Origin of the sequence: Novosphingobium sp. (genome assembly GCF_024642085.1) — a bacterium.
In the GTDB taxonomy this organism is placed as follows: Bacteria; Pseudomonadota; Alphaproteobacteria; order Sphingomonadales; family Sphingomonadaceae; genus Novosphingobium.
In genome coordinates this window covers 149,391-166,329 of sequence record NZ_JAHEBV010000002.1, presented here as the reverse complement: position 1 = coordinate 166,329, position 16,939 = coordinate 149,391, and the positions used below count along the sequence as shown (strand labels likewise).

The 16,939-nt window shown below is 55.6% G+C and carries 15 protein-coding genes, 1 tRNA gene and 1 pseudogene; 7 read left to right on the top strand and 10 right to left on the bottom strand.

Going from position 1 to position 16,939, the window contains the following annotated elements; translation table 11 throughout:
• Positions 1–59 precede the first annotated feature (59 nt).
• Complete coding sequence (gene pdeM / locus Q0L62_RS01770; protein WP_296675525.1) at positions 60–731, bottom strand: ligase-associated DNA damage response endonuclease PdeM; 672 nt, start codon at positions 729–731, stop codon at positions 60–62.
• 46 nt (positions 732–777) lie between these two features.
• On the opposite strand from pdeM, the gene hemF reads away from it, so the two are divergent.
• Positions 778–1,635, top strand: a complete 858-nt coding sequence (gene hemF, locus Q0L62_RS01765) for an oxygen-dependent coproporphyrinogen oxidase (RefSeq protein ID WP_296675522.1) — start codon at positions 778–780, stop codon at positions 1,633–1,635.
• On the opposite strand, the gene Q0L62_RS01760 is transcribed toward hemF, so the two are convergent.
• The gene (locus Q0L62_RS01760; RefSeq protein ID WP_296675519.1) at positions 1,632–3,413 is read right to left on the bottom strand and encodes an SLC13 family permease; all 1,782 of its coding nucleotides are present in this window, start codon (positions 3,411–3,413) and stop codon (positions 1,632–1,634) included. The genes hemF and Q0L62_RS01760 overlap by 4 nt on opposite strands.
• A 91-nt stretch (positions 3,414–3,504) precedes the next feature.
• On the opposite strand from Q0L62_RS01760, the gene Q0L62_RS01755 reads away from it, so the two are divergent.
• On the top strand, positions 3,505–5,595 hold the full coding sequence (locus Q0L62_RS01755) for a bifunctional (p)ppGpp synthetase/guanosine-3',5'-bis(diphosphate) 3'-pyrophosphohydrolase (protein ID WP_296675514.1): 2,091 nt from the start codon (positions 3,505–3,507) through the stop codon (positions 5,593–5,595).
• Positions 5,595–5,957: a glyoxalase gene (locus Q0L62_RS01750; protein WP_296675510.1), complete on the top strand. Its 363-nt coding sequence runs from the start codon at positions 5,595–5,597 to the stop codon at positions 5,955–5,957. Before Q0L62_RS01755 ends, Q0L62_RS01750 begins: the two co-directional genes overlap by 1 nt.
• Here Q0L62_RS01750 and Q0L62_RS01745 read toward each other — a convergent pair.
• Complete coding sequence (locus Q0L62_RS01745) at positions 5,954–6,265, bottom strand: DUF1905 domain-containing protein (protein WP_296675507.1); 312 nt, start codon at positions 6,263–6,265, stop codon at positions 5,954–5,956. The two genes, Q0L62_RS01750 and Q0L62_RS01745, sit on opposite strands and share 4 nt — an antisense overlap.
• Entirely contained in the window at positions 6,266–7,258 is a 993-nt protein-coding gene (locus Q0L62_RS01740) for a peptidylprolyl isomerase (protein ID WP_296675504.1), read from the bottom strand.
• A 108-nt stretch (positions 7,259–7,366) separates the two neighbouring features.
• On the opposite strand from Q0L62_RS01740, the gene Q0L62_RS01735 reads away from it, so the two are divergent.
• Positions 7,367–7,457 (top strand) — tRNA-Ser (locus Q0L62_RS01735).
• Positions 7,458–7,974: 517 nt separating this feature from the next.
• Here the strand turns inward: Q0L62_RS01735 and Q0L62_RS01730 are convergent.
• Positions 7,975–9,119 (bottom strand): annotated as a pseudogene (locus Q0L62_RS01730) (IS3 family transposase).
• Between the two features lie 35 nt (positions 9,120–9,154).
• Here Q0L62_RS01730 and Q0L62_RS01725 point away from each other — a divergent pair.
• On the top strand, positions 9,155–9,319 hold the full coding sequence (locus tag Q0L62_RS01725; protein ID WP_296675501.1) for a hypothetical protein: 165 nt from the start codon (positions 9,155–9,157) through the stop codon (positions 9,317–9,319).
• A gap of 130 nt (positions 9,320–9,449) precedes the next feature.
• Here Q0L62_RS01725 and Q0L62_RS14420 read toward each other — a convergent pair whose 3' ends face one another.
• Genes Q0L62_RS14420 through Q0L62_RS01705 form a run of 5 tightly spaced genes read right to left on the bottom strand, consistent with a single transcriptional unit; the run spans position 9,450 to position 14,093 of the window.
• On the bottom strand, positions 9,450–10,367 hold the full coding sequence (locus Q0L62_RS14420) for an NAD-dependent epimerase/dehydratase family protein (protein WP_367183242.1): 918 nt from the start codon (positions 10,365–10,367) through the stop codon (positions 9,450–9,452).
• The gene (gene gmd / locus Q0L62_RS01720; protein WP_296675498.1) at positions 10,339–11,373 is read right to left on the bottom strand and encodes a GDP-mannose 4,6-dehydratase; all 1,035 of its coding nucleotides are present in this window, start codon (positions 11,371–11,373) and stop codon (positions 10,339–10,341) included. Before gmd ends, Q0L62_RS14420 begins: the two co-directional genes overlap by 29 nt.
• A 29-nt stretch (positions 11,374–11,402) precedes the next feature.
• Positions 11,403–12,062 carry an ABC transporter ATP-binding protein gene (locus Q0L62_RS01715; protein ID WP_296675494.1) on the bottom strand — a complete coding sequence of 220 codons (660 nt, stop codon included), beginning with the start codon at positions 12,060–12,062 and terminating at the stop codon, positions 11,403–11,405.
• Positions 12,059–12,847 (bottom strand): ABC transporter permease, encoded by a 789-nt coding sequence (locus Q0L62_RS01710; protein WP_296675492.1) that lies wholly within the window; start codon positions 12,845–12,847, stop codon positions 12,059–12,061. The genes Q0L62_RS01715 and Q0L62_RS01710 overlap by 4 nt, the downstream gene beginning before the upstream one ends.
• A gap of 19 nt (positions 12,848–12,866) precedes the next feature.
• Entirely contained in the window at positions 12,867–14,093 is a 1,227-nt protein-coding gene (locus tag Q0L62_RS01705) for a hypothetical protein (protein WP_296675490.1), read from the bottom strand.
• Positions 14,094–14,345: 252 nt separating this feature from the next.
• Here Q0L62_RS01705 and Q0L62_RS01700 point away from each other — a divergent pair, with 252 nt between their 5' ends.
• Together Q0L62_RS01700 and Q0L62_RS01695 are read left to right on the top strand one after the other, a co-directional pair.
• Positions 14,346–15,527: a polysaccharide biosynthesis/export family protein gene (locus Q0L62_RS01700; protein WP_296675488.1), complete on the top strand. Its 1,182-nt coding sequence runs from the start codon at positions 14,346–14,348 to the stop codon at positions 15,525–15,527.
• A gap of 37 nt (positions 15,528–15,564) precedes the next feature.
• Positions 15,565–16,857, top strand: coding sequence for a glycosyltransferase family 1 protein (locus tag Q0L62_RS01695; protein ID WP_296675485.1), 1,293 nt, complete (start codon positions 15,565–15,567; stop codon positions 16,855–16,857).
• Positions 16,858–16,939 lie beyond the last annotated feature (82 nt).

Below are 16,939 nucleotides of genomic sequence, written 5' to 3'. Positions count from 1 at the left end.
TCTCCTTAGACGGTTGTCTGGGCGGCTCCTTAATCCGATTCCGCGATTTGGGAAAGGGTTTAGGCGGCTTTCCGCCAGACCGGGAACTGTACCAGCCGGCCCGAAGCAGCCAGCAGCGCATAGACCGACTTCGCCGGTTGCATGGCAGAGATGATCACAGGGTCTGATGCGTCCATCCCCCCGGTCAGTGTACCGAAAGCCGGCAGGATCAGTTTGCGCTCGCTGGATACCCAGCACGGCCGCGCAATCATCCGGCCCCGCGCCTTGACACGGAGACGAGGATGAAAATGGCCCGACATTTCGGCCCGATCCTCGCCTTGCTTCGCATGGTGCCGCAGCACGATTCCCGCAAGTTCCAGTTCGTCAACCGCCGTTCCCCAAGGTACCCGGCCCTGATCATGGTTGCCGGCTATCCACACCCAGTCAGTTGCGCGTGACAGCGCATCGAGCATTCCCGACGCGTGGGCCTCAAGCCGATCCGGGCCAGCGATATCGTGAAAATTATCACCTAGGCAATAGACCCGCCGCGCGCCCGTCCGCTTGATCGCTGCTGCCACCCGTTCCAGCGTTTCGCGGCTGTCATAGGGGGGCAGCATCTGGCCGTGGCGCGCAAAAAAGCTGGCCTTTTCAAGATGAAGGTCAGCTACCAGCAAGGCGCGTTCACGGGGCCAGAACAGCGCCCGTTCGCCGACCAGGGCAAATTCCTCACCTGCGAACGAAAAGAGAACCATGGGCTTTCCCTTGCCGCAGCCTCGTGCTTTTGGCAAGCGCCCGCTGATGACCGACTGGACCCCCGCCACCACCCGCGCCCGCGCCTGGTTCGAATCCTTGCGCGACCGTATCTGCGCTGCATTTGAAGAGATCGAAGCCGAAGCGGGCAGCGCCGCACGCTTCGACTATCTGACCTGGCACCGGGAAGAGGACGGCAACCCCAGCCCCGGTGGCGGCACCCGCGGGTTGATGAAAGGCAAGGTTTTTGAAAAGGTTGGTGTAAATGTCTCCACCGTCCACGGCACCTTCGCCCCCGGTTTTGCCGCCAGCATCAATGGCGCCTCTGACGAAGACCCCGGCTTCACCGCCACCGGGATCAGCCTGGTCGCGCACATGGCCAACCCGCACGCCCCTGCGGTGCACATGAACACGCGTTTCCTTACCACAACCAAGGCCTGGTTCGGCGGCGGCGGCGACCTGAACCCGCCGATCCCCTATGCTCAAGATACCGCCGAATTCCACGCAGCCTTTCAGGCCGCCTGCGACGCGCATGATCCGGCCTATTATCCCAGGTTCAAAGCCTGGGCCGACGACTACTTTTACATTCCCCACCGCCAGGTCCACCGCGGGGTCGGCGGGATTTTCTACGATCATCTGGAATGCTTGGACCAGCCGGCTTTCGAGGCCAACTTCTCATTCACCCGCGATGTGGGCGAGGCATTCCTGCATATCTTCCCCGAACTGGTCCGCCGCCGGATGCACACGGCGTTCACCCCAGACGACAAGCAGACCCAGCTGGAATGGCGCGGACGCTATGCCGAGTTCAACTTGGTCTATGACCGCGGCACGCTGTTCGGCCTCAAGACCGGAGGTAACGTCGACGCGATCTTGATGAGCCTGCCGCCCGAGGCTAGCTGGAACTAAAGTCCGTAGCGCCAGACCAGCAACGTCGACAACGTGGTGATCATTAGCAGGACCAACGGAACGCCGGTGCGGATATAGTCGCGGAACTGGTATTCGCCTTCGGCCATAATCATCATGTTGGTCTGGTAGGCAACAGGGGTGGCATAGCACAAGTTGCAACCGAACAGCACGGCCAACACCATCGGTTCGACCGGCAGACCTAGCTGCTGTGCCAGGGTAAAAGCGATCGGGGTTCCAACTGCCGCTGCCGTGGCGTTAGAGGCAAAGTTGGTCAGGATGGTCACAAAGATCATGATCGCGGCCAGAACGCCAGCGGCGGGCAGAAACTGTAGCCCCAGCGCAAGCAGCTGACCCAGCCAAAGCGCCGCACCACTTACCAGGACCAGCTTGCCCAGTGCCAAGCTGGCGGCAACCAGAACGATGACCTTGGCGGACAACGCACGGCCAACCCGTTCGAACTTGACGCAACCAGTCACGAACATCAGTACAGCCCCGGCTAGCGCCGAAACCGCAATCGGCACCAGACCGATCGAAGCAAGGCCCACCGAGCCGAACATTATTGCAAGCGCGAGCCGCGCCTTGCTGGTGCGCGGCAATTCCCTGCCGCCTTCGAGCATCAACAAACCGTCGCTGCGGGCAAACTCAGCTAGCCTGTCAAGGGTACCGATCACCAGCAGCACGTCGCCTTCCGCCAGGATTGCGGCAGATGGCTTGATCTCGGCCGATGCCCGCGCGCGGATCGGATCGCGCCCGATCACGGCGACATCGCTTAGCCCCGCGGTTGCAATGCTACGCCCGATCAAGCGCGAATCGGGAGCTATGACCAGTTCGGCAGCAGCGAGATCCTTGCTGGCGCGTGCGGCTTCGGTACGCAGCGGCAACAGGATGCTACGCGGCGCGGGGTCGGCATCAAGCGCCCGGGCCGCTTCTTCGATGGTGTCGTGAGCACCAAGAATACCGAGCCGCGACTGTTCGGTAATTGGACCAACCGGCATCGCTGTCACTTTGACCCCGTCCGGCAAACGCTCGCAAAGCTGCGCTGGCGACTTGCCATGTGCGGAACTTCCCGGTGCAAATCGGAGGACCGCCTCGAACCGGCGGGGAGGATGTCCGGCTGCCGGCGAATTGTCCGGCAAGATGCGCGGCATGACCAGCCAGATGTAAGGAAGCGCAACCAGTCCGGCGATCAGGACGGTATCGGTGAAATGAAACAGCCCGATTGGCGGCATGCCTAGATCGTTGGCGATCGAAATAACCAGCAAGTTCGTCGACGTGCCGATCGTCGTTGCCATTCCGCCAATCAGGATCGCGGCGTTTACCGGGATAAGGGTCTTGGATGCGGGCATGCCGCTAGTGGCCGCCAGCTGCGCCAGGATCGGCAAAAGCAGAACTAGCACCGGCGTATCGTTGATCAACATGCTGGTTACAGCGGCCAGCACCAGAGTGACGGCCAGCCCGAACCACCGGTTGAGCCGCCACAGCGCAGTTAACGATCGGGCAGCCGGATCAAGCGCGCCGGTTACGACCAGCCCGCGACCCAGCACCATCAGCGCGCAAATTGTAATCAGAGCATGGTGGCCAAACCCTTCAAATGCCAAGGCCAGCCCGTCCTTTGGCGCATTACCGGGCAAAGGAAAGGCATAAAGACCCAGCGCAATGAAACAGATTGTCAGCAGCGAGATAATTTCAACTGCCATCCGTCCCCGCGCGAATGCAGTGAACATGGCCGCTGCAAGCGCGATGGCGGCAACAGCATGGAGAGAGGGAAAGCCAATCATTGTCAGACAGTGGACATGACTGAAGTCCGAAGCAAGCGCTGTGCAACTCTGCGCTTGCGCTTTGCCACGCTGTCCCCCCATCTAGGGCGCAATGCTGCGCCAGTACGAACTAGTTGAGCGGGTGCTCGCCTATGAGCCGGAGGCCGATGAGGCCATGCTCAACCGCGCCTATGTCTATACCGTGCAGAAGCACGGCAGTCAGAAGCGGGCCAGCGGTGATCCCTATTTTAGCCACCCGGTCGAAGTGGCCGGTTTGATGACGGAGCTGAAGCTCGATCAGGAAACGATAGTCACGGCTCTGCTCCACGATACGGTCGAGGATACGCTGGCAACGCCGGCCGAAATTGAAAAGCTGTTCGGATCCGAAGTTGCCCGGCTGGTCGACGGGGTGACCAAGCTTTCCAAGATCGAGGCGATGGGCGAGACGGAGCGCGCGGCGGAAAACCTGCGCAAGTTCTTCCTGGCGATGAGCGAGGATATCCGCGTCCTGCTGGTCAAGCTGGCCGACCGGCTGCACAACATGCGCACGTTGCATTTCATCAAGAGCGAGGACAAGCGCCGCCGCATCGCCCGTGAAACGATGGATATCTACGCCCCGCTGGCCGAGCGGGTTGGCATGTACGAATATATGCGCGAAATGCAGCTGCTTGCTTTTGAACAGCTGGAACCGGAAGCCTATGCCACGATCACCGGCCGGTTGGCCCAGATCCGTTCCAGCGAAGGTGGGCAAGTTGATGCCATTGCCCTTTCGATCAAGCAGGCTCTGGCCGAAGCGGGCCTGCGGGTTGAAGTGTCGGGCCGCGAAAAGCACCCCTATTCGATCTGGAAAAAGATGGCCGAACGCCATGTCAGTTTTGAACAGATTACCGATATCATGGCCTTTCGTGTGCTGACCGACAACGACGAGGACTGCTACCGCGCGCTGGGCGTGTTGCACCGGACTTGGCAAATGATCCCCGGGCGGTTCAAGGACTATCTCTCGACCCCCAAATCGAACGGCTACCGCAGCCTCCACACCGCGCTGATATTTGAAAACTCGATGCGCATGGAAGTGCAGATCCGCACCCAGGAAATGCACCATACCAACGAGTTTGGGCTAGCCGCACACTGGGCCTACAAAAGCCATGAGCGGCCCGACGGTCAGGTTGGCTGGCTGCGCGACCTGATCGAAATCGTCGATGCCAGCCACGATGCCGAAGAACTGCTCGAACATACCAAGCTGGCAATTTATCAGGATCGCATCTTTGCCTTTACTCCCAAGGGCCAGCTGCACCAGCTGCCCAAGGGTTCGACCCCGGTCGACTTTGCTTATTCGGTCCATTCGGATCTGGGCAGCTTTGCTGTGGGGGCCAAAATCAACGGCCGTCACATGCCGCTGCGCACCGCGCTGGCCAATGGCGACGTGGTTGAAATCATCAAGAGCCGCAGCGCCAGCCCCCAGCTTTCGTGGCTTGGCTTTGTCGTCACTGGCAAGGCCCGCGCCGCAATTCGGCGTGCGGTGCGGCAAAAGGAAAAGCAGGAAGTGGCCGCCATCGGCCGCAAACTGTTCGACGAAATAGTTGAGCGACTGCCCAGCAAGATTGGAAAAAAGGCAATCAAGGACGCAATCGGCCGGCTGGGCTTCGTCTCTGAAGACGAATTGATGCAGGCGATCGGCACGGCCAAGCTCGACGACCGACAAGTCATGGAAGCGCTCGTCCCCGGCAGCGCCGAGGCTCTGCCCGATACCGAAAACTGGCCCAAGCAAGAACGGGCCATTTCGATCAAGGGTCTGACCCCCGGTGTGGCTTTTCAGCTCGGCGCTTGTTGCCACCCGGTACCCGGCGACCGTATCGTCGGTATTCGCCATCCCGGACAAGGGGTGGAAGTCCATGCGATCGATTGCCTCAAATTGGCCAGCGGGGTCGATGCCGATTGGGTCGACCTTTCATGGGGTGAACGCACCACCGGTGCAATCGGACGGGTGCGCGTTGTGCTCTACAATCGCCCCGGCACCTTGGCCGAAGCTACCGGCATCTTCGCCGGCAACCGCGCCAACATCATCCACCTGGAAAACACCAGCCGCGACGAACTGTTCGGGACCTATGACATCGATCTGGAGGTCTCGGACCTAGCCCACCTGACCCGGATCGTCTCGGCACTGCGGGCCAGCGACGCGGTGGCCCAGGCGGACCGCATCTGATGCCGCGCGTGGTCGCCATCGATCATGTCCAGCTTGCCATGCCTGCGGGCGGGGAAGACATTGCGCGCGGGTATTACGGCACCCTGCTCGGCCTTGACGAAGTGCCCAAGCCCTCACCGCTGGCCGCGCGCGGCGGGTGTTGGTTCGAGGCCCAGGGCGTGAAAATCCATCTGGGCGTGGAGGCCGATTTCCGCGCGGCCAGAAAGGCCCATCCGGCACTGCTGGTCGATGACCTCATGGCGCTGGCTGCGCTGATCGAACAGACGGGCGGCGAGCTGCGCTGGGACACCGAATTGCCCGAAGTGCTGCGCTGTCATGTCGCTGACCCGTTCGGCAACCGGATCGAGCTGATCCAAGCCTAAAACTTCAGCACCACCTCGACCACGTCGCCCTCACCCAGCCCCTCGGCCTTGCGCACGGCGGCCTTGACCGGCAGCATCCAACCTTGGTCCTTGCTGGGAAAGACCGACGTAGCGAAGGTGCTGTCGCCGATCTGTGCCATGACCTTCATCGAGCCGAACCCGCGCAGGGTCTTCTCCATCCGCCGCATCAGCGCGGTGCCGGACAGCGCCTCACCCGCCGCGCCATCGACAGTCAGGAAATGCCAGGTTCCGGTGGCGGTCGAGCTGGTCCAGCGCCACAGCGGCCCGGTGTGGGCGATCCGCTCCACCTATCGCGCCCGGCGGACCGGCACCGGCACGTTGCACACGTCGACCCCGCCCGCCGGCCGGATGTAGAACGGATCGCGGCGGTTGGCCCGCGCATCGGCATACTTGGCAAAGCTGGCCTTCTCGGTGTCGAGGTATTCGTAAGCCGGCAGGTCCGGCACCTCCGCCGCCCGCCGCACTGCCATGATCGGCACCCGCTCGTCGCCTTTGGCCAGGTCATAGAACCCCAGATCGCCATGCCCGCGCGGCAGCGAGGACATGTGCTCCATCCCTTCGATAATCCGACCCACGAGTGCGATATTTCGATCGAGCTGGCGCGGGGCATGGCCGATCACGGTATAGAGCTCGGCCCCGCTCCCGGTATTGGGCGGCATGTCGCGCCCGACCCCGACCATGCCGTAGCAGTGAACGGGTGCTAGCGTTTGTTTGACAGGGACGTCTAGAAGCGGACTCCGGATCGTGTACGGCCAACCAAATAGAAAAAGGCTCTTGCCGTAAGGGTCCGAGAATATCCGAGTTAGATCGATCTTCTTCGGTTGCGGCGATTGCTTGACCAACTCCAATTCATACCGATCCAGGCGGGTCTCGTACTCGCTCTGCGGCACCTCGACCAACCCCTTGGGCAACGCCCGCGCCTTCGCATTGTCCTCGCCATCGGGATCGCCCCACTGGGTGACATAGTTGTCCTGCACCCGCACCACCGCCAGCCCGTCCCACCAGTGCGCCGCGGCAAGCTTGCGGATATTGCCGATCCAGCCTTGGCTGAACGGCGGCGGCAGCAGCTGGATCACCACGCGGCGAGGCTTGCCTTTCGCATCTGGCGCGAGGTCCATCACCAGCAGATCGTTCCGGTCAATCGCGTGCCAGTCCGCCTTGGGCGCCGCGGCCACGATCTCGGCAGGCGAGGGTATGTCGCCGGGCTTGGGCGGCGGCAACTGGGCCGCCAGCGGGGTTGCGGCAAGCAGGGCGGCAGCGATCAGCAGGGGTTTGCGCATCGGCGGACTGTGCCAGCCCCGGCGCGCCAGGTCCAGCGATCTGCCGTGTGGCTCCGGCGCTTGCCTATCGCCGCGGGTAAAGCTAGGGCGCGCACTTCCAGTGCATGCGGAGCGGTGGCCGAGTGGTCGAAGGCGCTCGCCTGGAAAGTGAGTATACGTCAAAAGCGTATCGAGGGTTCGAATCCCTCCCGCTCCGCCATCTCCGGGGGGTTTGACCCTTCAAAGCCGCGCAGAAGAACGATACTCCTTGTGTTTAAGCCGTCAAACCTGACCGTCACCAGCCTTGCTCATCCACCTTTTCCCACCTATGCTGGTAATAAAATAATTGGTAAGTCAAAAAAGGGCCTCGATTGCGGGTCAATTCACAACCAACGAAATTAAAAGAAAAACAACGCAGTGCAGTGACGTCGATGATCTCTTAGTCAAAGTGGCCGGCGAAGGCTCAAAAAATTGGAATTTGTGTATTCAGGTTCAAAGCCGTCTGTGCGACATCATACTCGGCTAACCCTAAAAGCTTACCAATACTGAAGCCTGACGCAACCCCAGAGAGTATGTTGGCCAAAATGGTCCATCTCGGTACGCCGAGTGGGGTCTTGGTCAATCAGTGAACAACTGGAGCACGGGTCGGATAATCTCAAGCGAATGCATTAGTCGGCTAATAAGGGCTCGCAGGCGGTAGCCTGCTGCCGGTTTGACGGACACCGAGGTAGGCTCATTCATGCTACACCGGCCTCGCGTTCGAAGTCGAGGGGGCTTTTGTAACCGATCGTCGAGTGGCGCCGCGTGGTGTTGTAGAAGCGCTCGACATTATCGAACACAGCGGCCCTTGCTTCGTCCCTTGATCGGTAGACCTTCCTGCCCACCCGCTCGGTCTTGAGGGAGAAGAAGAAGCTTTCCATGGTGGCGTTGTCCCAGCAGTTGCCCGACCGGCTTATTGCGCAGCTGATCCCGTTGTCGGTCATCAGCCGCTGGAACTGCTCGCTGGTATATTGGCTGCCCTGATCCAAGTGGTGCAGCAAGGCATCGGGCTTGCCGCGCCGCCAGATCGGCATGACCAGCGCGTCGGTGACGAGCTGTGCGATCATCTCGGCCTGCATCGACCACCCCATGACCCTGCGCGAGAACAGATCGATCACGGCCGCAACGTAGAGCCAGTCTTCGGCCGTCCATATGTAGGTGAAGTCGGCCACCCACTTGCGGTTGGGGGCATCCGCCATGAACTGCCGGTCCAGCACATTGCCGGCGATGATCGAACGTTCGCCCTTGTCATTTGGTAGACCCCGGCGGCGTGCCCGCGCCCGCAGGCCCTGCTGGCGCATCAGCCGCTCGATCCGGTGCACGCCGCACGCAATGCCCTCGGCCAGCATGTCGTGCCAAACGCGCCTGGCCCCATAGGTTAGGTAACTCGCGAAGTGGCTCGCCCGGACCCTGACGCTGATCACTTCGTCGCTGCGGGCGCGCCGCGATGGCGCTCGGGTGAGCCAGGCATGGAAGCCACTACGCGAGACACTGAGAGCCCCACACATCCATGATATCGGCCAAATCTCCCGGTGCTTTGCGATATTGCAAACTTAACAGGGAGTCCTTCGGAAAATACGCCGCGGCTTTTTTAGAATTTCGCAATCCACCTTGAGCTTGGCCATATCGCGACGCAATCGCGCGATCTCGAGCTGCTCCGGCTTCATCTGGCCGTGGCCCGGAAAGGCCGTCACCGGATCACTGCCAACATCCTTGACCCAATCACGCAGCACCGTCTAGTGCACTTTAAAATCACGCGATGCCTGCGCAACGCTGAAACCGCGCTCCTTGATGAGCCTGACTGCCTCAAGCTGGACTCGCGGCTGTACTTCCTTCGCTCCATTGTAATCCTTCAGTTCGATAAAACACCTTATCTCGGTGTCCATCAAACCGGCAGCAGGCTACGGTACACCGGCTTCGTTTGGCAAAAAAGGTGCAGTGCCTGCCAACCTAATATTCGTCTCATTCTTTCGCGACTTAATGAAAGTCGTCATGGATGCGCCGTTCCAACGCCTGATTGAAGCCTCTATCGGATTGGCTTGAACATGCGCGGACATCCGCAAGATAATCGGAGGTTAGACTAAGTTTCCGAGCGCAATTTAGCAACTCGGAACAAGCCTGATCGCTGGACCTTAAGCGTGAGCGTAAGGGTTAAACGGGAATAAATAATAAATTATAAATGTCTCGTTTCAGCTATAAGACGACTTAAGCTTTGTTCGACATTGTACTTTTGGACCCACCCAATTTCATTTCGAAGTCGCACATTATTCCCTATGATAGTCGATGTATCATCTGCCGAATTACATCGTTCTGTGAATTTTATGCCTTTAATAGATTTGTTTAAAATGCTGGCGATCGTGTAAACAATTTTACCAATGCTCGTTCCACTTCCGCTACAAACATTGAATACTCTAAATGAATGGTCAGAAGCAGTTAGAATTTTAAAATATGCCCCGACAATATCTTCGACGTCGAGAAAGTCACGAGTGCTATCTAGGCCGGCCATTTCGATAATTGCCCCGTCGTTTGCGTCTCTCAATCGCCTCACAATTGATGGTAACGCGAGATCGGGTCGCATTCCTGGGCCTATATGGTTGAACGGACGAGCCACAAGCCCATCAATGTTAGTCGCGTTCAGCAATATAGATTCGCACATGGCTTTAGCCATACCGTAGTGACCACGCGGAGATAATTGATGGTCTTCAGTAATTATATCTAAGCTGGATCCATATACCAGGCACGAGCTTGCAAATAGAACTCGACCCGATTTCAAATGCCTACAAAGGTTTAATGTCATCTCTACGGAATTAATCAGCGGACCATAATCGACGAACTGCGAAGGTACTGTCTCGCTCGCCAGATGGAGGACAAAAGGCATGTTTGCCGGAAGTCGGCCAACCGACATTCTGTCGAGCAAATCGACTGGACACCATGTAACGTCGGATGGTAGCCAATTTGGCCGCTCTCCCCGACCGGCGGCCACCACGTCGAAACTTAACCTACCCAAAGCTACCGCGCTATGTCCAACAAAACCTGAAGCGCCAGTAATAAGAAGGCCCGGCCTAACGGACAATTTGAGCCTCGAGTTCATCAAAATTGCGATGATGATGCTCCCGTTTGGCTAACTTCAAATCGCTATCGACCATCATTTTCGCCAGCGAGGAGACATCATGGGTAGGTGACCATCCCAAATCGCGGTGAATCTTACTGTAATCTCCAAGTAGATAATCTACCTCTGCCGGACGATAAAACCGCTCGTCAATTTCAACAAAATCCCGCCAATCCAAGTTGATATGCTCAAACGTCAGCGCTAGAAATTCTCGAATCGAGATCGCCTGATTTGTGGCAACGACGAAATCATCAGGGCGATCATGTTGCAGCATCCGCCACATCGCCTCGACATAGTCGCCAGCAAATCCCCAATCACGTTTGGCATCAAGATTGCCTAGGAATAGCTTTTTCTGAAGACCAAGCTTAATTCTCGCAGCTGCTAAAGTAATTTTACGCGTTACGAACGCTTCTCCTCGGCGCGGACTTTCATGGTTGAAAAGGATGCCATTGCTGGCAAACATCCCATAACTCTCGCGGTAATTGACGGTTTGGTAATGCGCGTAAACTTTCGCGCAAGCATAAGGACTACGCGGCTCGAACCTTGTAAATTCACCTTGTGGCGGTTTAGCAGATCCGAACATCTCGCTTGAGCCGGCTTGGTAAAAACGCACCGCTTTTAGTGAATATTGTGTCGAAGCGCGAATTGCTTCAAGCAGGCGCAGCACGCCAGTCCCTGTCGCGTCTGTCGTGTATTCCGGTTGATCGAAGCTAACGCGAACATGGCTTTGCGCAGCTAAGTTGTAAATTTCTTCAGGTTGAGTAAGGTCGATCAAGCGCCGAAGTGAGTTCGCATCTGAAAGATCGCCATAGTGTAACGAAAAACTTTTACTTTGACCTTCCTCCAGCAGGTGGTCAATGCGCCATGTTGTGACCGTACTAGACCGCCTAATCATGCCATGGACTTCGTAACCCTTGCTCAACAGAAGTTCAGCAAGATAGCTGCCATCCTGTCCTGTTACGCCCGTTATAAGGGCAACTTTAGCCATATTTCACTCCAATCGCCTTAATAAAAGCATCACGTAGCATGCATATTTTGCATATGCTTTTCGTATGCATCGTCAAATTTAGTATATAAACTCATATCGCCATTATGCAATACAGCAAATTTATTACAATGATTTCGGACGTATTCTGCATCATGGGATATTATAAGCATTGCGCGATCAGCACGCTTTTGAAAAAGCTCCATAGCGCATCTTTCGTGGAAGCGCGCGTCACCTACGGCGATTACTTCGTCAATCAAATAGCAATCGAACTCGATAATCATTGAAATCGCAAAGGCCAACCGCGCACGCATACCTTGAGAATATGATCGCACGGGTTCGCGAAGGTAAATTCCAAGTTCAGTAAAGTCTTGTACAAAATCAATGTTTTGTGAATAGTCCTGTTGGTAAATACGACTTATGAAGCGAACATTATCGAACCCAGTCAAAGCTCCTTGAAATGCACCGCCAAACGCAATTGGCCATGACACTGACATGCTTCTGGTTATTGTACCTGAGGTTGGCTGCTCTGCGCCGCTAACTAATCTAACTAGCGTCGATTTTCCAGCGCCGTTGCGACCAATAACACCCAGTTTCTCGCCGCGAGCAAGGATAAAAGAGATATCGTTTAGGATGGCCCGATCACCTTGGCGCGTCGGGTAGACCTTGTGGACATGATCAACTACTATCATTCCGGAGTTATTTCCCTGCTCACTGTCGCTACTCGTGCCAATGCCAATAGCGTGAAAAGAATGCAGCAGCCCAAAAGGTAAGAAAGGTCATAGTGTGCCCTAAAAGCCTGGCCGAAATATCCTTCACGTATAAGTTCAACTCCACTCACCATCGGGACATAGAGCGCGAGCTTCTGAACTGAAGTAGGTAACGCATCGACCATGAACGCGGCCCCAGACAGAGGGAATACAATATAAGAGAACGGGTGCCAAAGGCGCTCCACTAGTTCACTTTTTTCCGCCAAGGCGCCCAAGAACATGGCAGCGCTCGCACCGAACCAGGCCATTAGCAACCAGCCTTCAACGACTGTAAGAACATCGTTTGGCGGGTCCAGCCAGCCAATGTTAATGTAGAAGAGAGTTAGCGTCACGAAAGATATCGTCGCCCCGCCTGCTTCCAGCAGAAGCCGCGCCAGAAAAATATCAATGGCCTTTACGTTGCGATGATACATTAGCGCCAAGTTAGGTTCGATGGCACCTATGCAGCGCGCTGGCATGTTTCGCCAGAGCAATACGCTGGAATAACCCGTTAACGCAAACGCGACAATTGGTAATGATGATCCGTGGACCGACTTGGATAGTGTCCATAGAATAGTCACACCAGTTGTGAACAGCATTGGTTCTACGAACAACCATAGAAAACCAATGTTGTGCCGTCCGTATCGAGTAAGGATCTCCCGCATTAGGAGAGCATAAATTACTCGGGCTTGAATCGCCCCGGCTCGACGTACAGCGGTAAATTGCATCAAATGAGACACGTGATTCTCAGTCTTTATGTTCCAACATGCCAGCAATTAGCATGCTTATTATGGCCCACGCAGCCAAGCCCAGAATTAAAGTGGACAAAATGCCACGTAAGCGCCTTGGCTCCAACGGCTCATCGGGGATATTCGGTTGCACAATTCGCTCTACGTAAGCCTGTTTCCGGTTTGCTTCGTTTCTCGCTTCGTCCAGCGATATCATCGCGCTAGCGAGCTGCTTCTCCGCAAATTGATTTTCAAGCAAGACTCGCTGATATTGGGCTGCGCGTGACGAAAGCGACTTACTGCTGCCAGCCACCAAGCCCAATTGATTGTCGATTTCATCGCTGAGACTTTTCGCCCTTGCCCTGAGAACTTCGATCTGCGGATTTTTTGGGGATACAGTTCGTGTTTCGGCTAGCTGCGTGCGCGTGGCTATCAACTGATCTTGAAGCTTGGAAATCATCTGTATCTGAACAGAAGCCTGCTTTTCAGGATCTACGATGCCGATCGAATTGCGATATGCTGATAGAGCTAACGCTGCGGTCTGCGACTTCAACTTGGCATCATCGACTTCTCGCTGTGCAAACCGAACAAGATCCTGCCTTCCGCGCTCGTTTAGCTTATTTACTGTCGCCTCAGCCATTGCCAAGAGCTGTTCGTTGAACTTTCCCGCATCCTGTGGGGTGTACGCGCGCACAGTCAGAGTCACAATAGAAGACGATGACTCGTATCTTAAATCAACCTTCTTCTTATAATATCGATATAACTCTTCGAAAGATTCACTCGAATATATTCCGGCGAAACGGTCAAAAATTGAAATAGAAGATGACGAATATGCGTGGGTAAACGCACTATTTTGATTGAGAGCCTTTAGCGCATCTCGCGAAGTAACATAATCCTGCGCTGCGTACACCTCATCACCAGCGTTAGCAAATCCAGAACTTTTTATCAAAGCGCCCAGTCCTGTTGGCGTCGACTTGGCCGGGCTGCGCACAGTGAAACGCGATTCCGAGACGTAAACGTCTGATGCCACGAAGCCGAAGTATATGGTCGCGAGCAACGTCGGCACTACAACCGTAAAGAAAAAAAGCGGCCTAAAATCTCTAAATCTCTTTCCAATCGTACTGGGTGTAATTGGTGCGTTTTTGGCATGCACGCCCAGGCCACCAGCGGATGCAGGCAGTTTAGGACTTTCGCCTTGATCAGTATCCATAAATCGAAGCAACTCTGAAACAAACAGGTAACGCATTCGCTGCGCATGCGAGCAGGCGTTAGCCGCCACGACTTCAACCGTCCAGACTATGCTGCAAAGAAACAGCGATCGGCTACGCAGGTCCCGCAACGTAGCGGTTTTGGCGCGCTTTTTCCACGCACGTCGAAAAATAGGAGATATAGTCTTCTGCTATGCGTGTTGATCAGCCCTTTCTGTTCAGCCATAAGACAGTTTGGTTCGCCGATGAGCGGCTCTCATTTCTGATAATTGGACTTGGCTGCACCCTAGATGAATAGAAGATTGATTTACGCGCGGATAATCGGGCTTACTGCCTTGGCAACGGCGGTTTCTGGTTGTGCTGTTTTGCCTTCTTCTGGCCCTTCATCGCGGGGTATCACAGCCAAAAGCGACCGATTTCTTGGCGACGCAAGGATAAAGGTTATCGACGTAACCGATTCAGTCGCACGAAGTTTGGTAGCCAAGAGCGTACCGTCATCTTTTTCTGAGAGTTTGGGTGAAGGGACGTCTGTCGGCACGGTTGTCGGAAAGGGCGACGTCCTTGATGTGGCGATTTGGGAAGCGCCGCCGGCGACCTTATTTGGCACTACAGGCACCGACGTGCGGCTCACCTCGGCGAGCTCGACCTCGTTAGCGCGCGGCGCTTCTTTGCCTGATCAAATGGTCGACAACGACGGCCAGATCACGATTCCGTTTATTGGCACTATAAGCGTGGCGGGGCGCACCACACAGGAGATCGCGCGCACTATAACTTCGCGGCTTACCGGAATGGCACATCGACCGCAGGCAATCGTGCGGCTTGCTCGCAATGCTGCGGCAAATGTTACTGTCGTGGGCGAAGTAACGAATAGTTCTAGAGTTCCTCTGACTTCAAGAGGCGAGCGGGTACTTGATATACTGGCTAGCGCTGGCGGCGTGCGACAACCGGTCGGCAAAATGACTGTGCAAATTACGCGTGGCATGCAAACCACGTCGTTACCACTCGAAACAGTTATTCGCGATCCTCGTCAGAACGTCCGGCTCGCTCCAGATGACATCTTGACCATGTTGTATCAACCTTACAGTTTCACTGCGTTAGGCGCGACAGGCAGGAATGATGAATTGCCGTTTGAGGCGACAGGTCTGACACTGGCCCAAGCTCTTGGACGCGTCGCGGGGCTTCAGGATTCTCGTGCCGACGTTAAGGGAGTGTTTGTATTCCGATTTGAAGATCCTGACGCGCTAGGCCCAGCTATTAGCTCAGATACCCCCTTGACGCCAGAAGGCAAGATCCCTGTTATCTACCGTATCAATATGAAAGATCCGTCGGGTTTCTTCGTAGCGCAAAGCTTTCCAATCAAAAATAAGGACGTATTATACGTATCAAATGCGCCGCTTGCAGACATTCAGAAGTTTGTCAGCGTAATTTACTCGACATTCCTCCCCGTAGCGACGACCGCGACAGCATTTTGAATGAGTTCGATAGTTTGATTGGTAAATTAAGTCTATCATGAAGTCTTCCTGGGAAATTTTGCTACAGCGATTAGAAGAAGCCGTAATGTTGCCCGTTTTCCGAAAATTTCGTGTCGGCAACTTGCGCGCAAAGCATGCTCCTGAAGTAACGATAACGACTGGAAGTGCTAGGCGGCTGTTTATAGATTTGGCTGTAGTCAGTCGGCATGATGCCGGGACCGGCATTCAACGTGTAGTGCGCTCACTTGCGCTAGCCTTGGTTGAACAAGGCGGAGTCGAGTGGGATATCCGCTTCGTGTCGGCTGATCGTCGAAGCTCTTATCATACCATAGCTTGGCCTGACGTTGCGAGGATTGTTTCTCGTGAGCAAATGAAAGCCCGCCCAGGCGATGTCTTTCTTGGCTTGGATTTTTCCCTAGATACCATCCGCCGCTATCGGCGACAATTGGCGCAGTTTCGCAAGACCGGTGGACAATTGTGGTTTCTTATCTGTGATGTCCTGCCAATTGACTTTCCTGAGTGGTTCTCACCCAATAATGTGGTGCGTTACAAAAGTTGGCTTAATACCATAGCAGGCTTGGCCGACGGGTTTCTGTGTATTTCCCATCAGACGGAAAATGACCTCGTACGTGTTTTGGAGACGCGTTACGGCATTTCTAAGGGATACCAGACCTGTATCTTAGAGATGGGCCACGATCTTCGTAAATCGTTAGTCGATACTGACGCGACTGATATGCAAGATAACACCACGCGGTTCGATTTGAAGGTTCCATTCTCGCTGATGGTAGGAACATTGGAGCCGCGTAAGGGACACGCCGACATCATTTCAGCATTTAGCGATCTCTGGGGAAGGGGTTCGAACCATCGTTTGGTGCTCGTCGGTAGGTCGGGTTGGAAAGTAGAATGGCTGTGTCAACTGATACGAAGCCATCCTGAGCATTTGGACAAATTGTTATGGTTTGATGACGTTGATGATTCGGAATTGGAGAACATGTACAAGGCATGCAAGGGCGTTATCATAGCGTCGCATGCCGAAGGGTTTGGGTTGCCGCTGATTGAGGCCTTAGGGCATGGCAAGCCAGTGCTGGCACGAGATATTGCGATTTTTCGGATTCATGAGGAGTTAGGCGTCCGCTATTTTCCAGAAAAGGCCGCCCGACAGGAATTAGCAAGTCGCATAGACGCTTGGATACAAGAGGTAGCGTCCAACCAAATACACGTTCGCCGGCCGGGTGGAAGCTGGGCCTCGTCGGCGCGAACCTGCCTTGCGACATTCAGCATCTCCAGCGATTTAAACCCAGTCCTACGGTTTCAAGGTGCTGCAAGTTAGCATCACTTTGACAGCCTTTGAATAATGCTGAGTCTGTCGACCGCCGTTCACTAAGAGAAGAGCAAAACCCAACTTGAAGTCA

Excerpts from the sequence above, each read along its gene's own strand:
- Q0L62_RS01710 (WP_296675492.1), bottom strand. The coding sequence starts at position 12,847 with ATGCAATTTACCGCTGTACGTCGAGCCGGGGCGATTCAAGCCCGAGTA.
- Q0L62_RS01695 (WP_296675485.1), top strand. The coding sequence starts at position 15,565 with ATGAAGTCTTCCTGGGAAATTTTGCTACAGCGATTAGAAGAAGCCGTA.
- Q0L62_RS14420 (WP_367183242.1), bottom strand. The coding sequence starts at position 10,367 with ATGAACTCGAGGCTCAAATTGTCCGTTAGGCCGGGCCTTCTTATTACT.
- pdeM (WP_296675525.1), bottom strand. The coding sequence starts at position 731 with ATGGTTCTCTTTTCGTTCGCAGGTGAGGAATTTGCCCTGGTCGGCGAA.
- hemF (WP_296675522.1), top strand. The coding sequence starts at position 778 with ATGACCGACTGGACCCCCGCCACCACCCGCGCCCGCGCCTGGTTCGAA.
- Q0L62_RS01705 (WP_296675490.1), bottom strand. The coding sequence starts at position 14,093 with ATGCGTTACCTGTTTGTTTCAGAGTTGCTTCGATTTATGGATACTGAT.
- Q0L62_RS01755 (WP_296675514.1), top strand. The coding sequence starts at position 3,505 with ATGCTGCGCCAGTACGAACTAGTTGAGCGGGTGCTCGCCTATGAGCCG.
- gmd (WP_296675498.1), bottom strand. The coding sequence starts at position 11,373 with ATGGCTAAAGTTGCCCTTATAACGGGCGTAACAGGACAGGATGGCAGC.
- Q0L62_RS01750 (WP_296675510.1), top strand. The coding sequence starts at position 5,595 with ATGCCGCGCGTGGTCGCCATCGATCATGTCCAGCTTGCCATGCCTGCG.
- Q0L62_RS01760 (WP_296675519.1), bottom strand. The coding sequence starts at position 3,413 with ATGATTGGCTTTCCCTCTCTCCATGCTGTTGCCGCCATCGCGCTTGCA.
- Q0L62_RS01715 (WP_296675494.1), bottom strand. The coding sequence starts at position 12,062 with ATGATAGTAGTTGATCATGTCCACAAGGTCTACCCGACGCGCCAAGGT.
- Q0L62_RS01740 (WP_296675504.1), bottom strand. The coding sequence starts at position 7,258 with ATGCGCAAACCCCTGCTGATCGCTGCCGCCCTGCTTGCCGCAACCCCG.
- Q0L62_RS01700 (WP_296675488.1), top strand. The coding sequence starts at position 14,346 with ATGAATAGAAGATTGATTTACGCGCGGATAATCGGGCTTACTGCCTTG.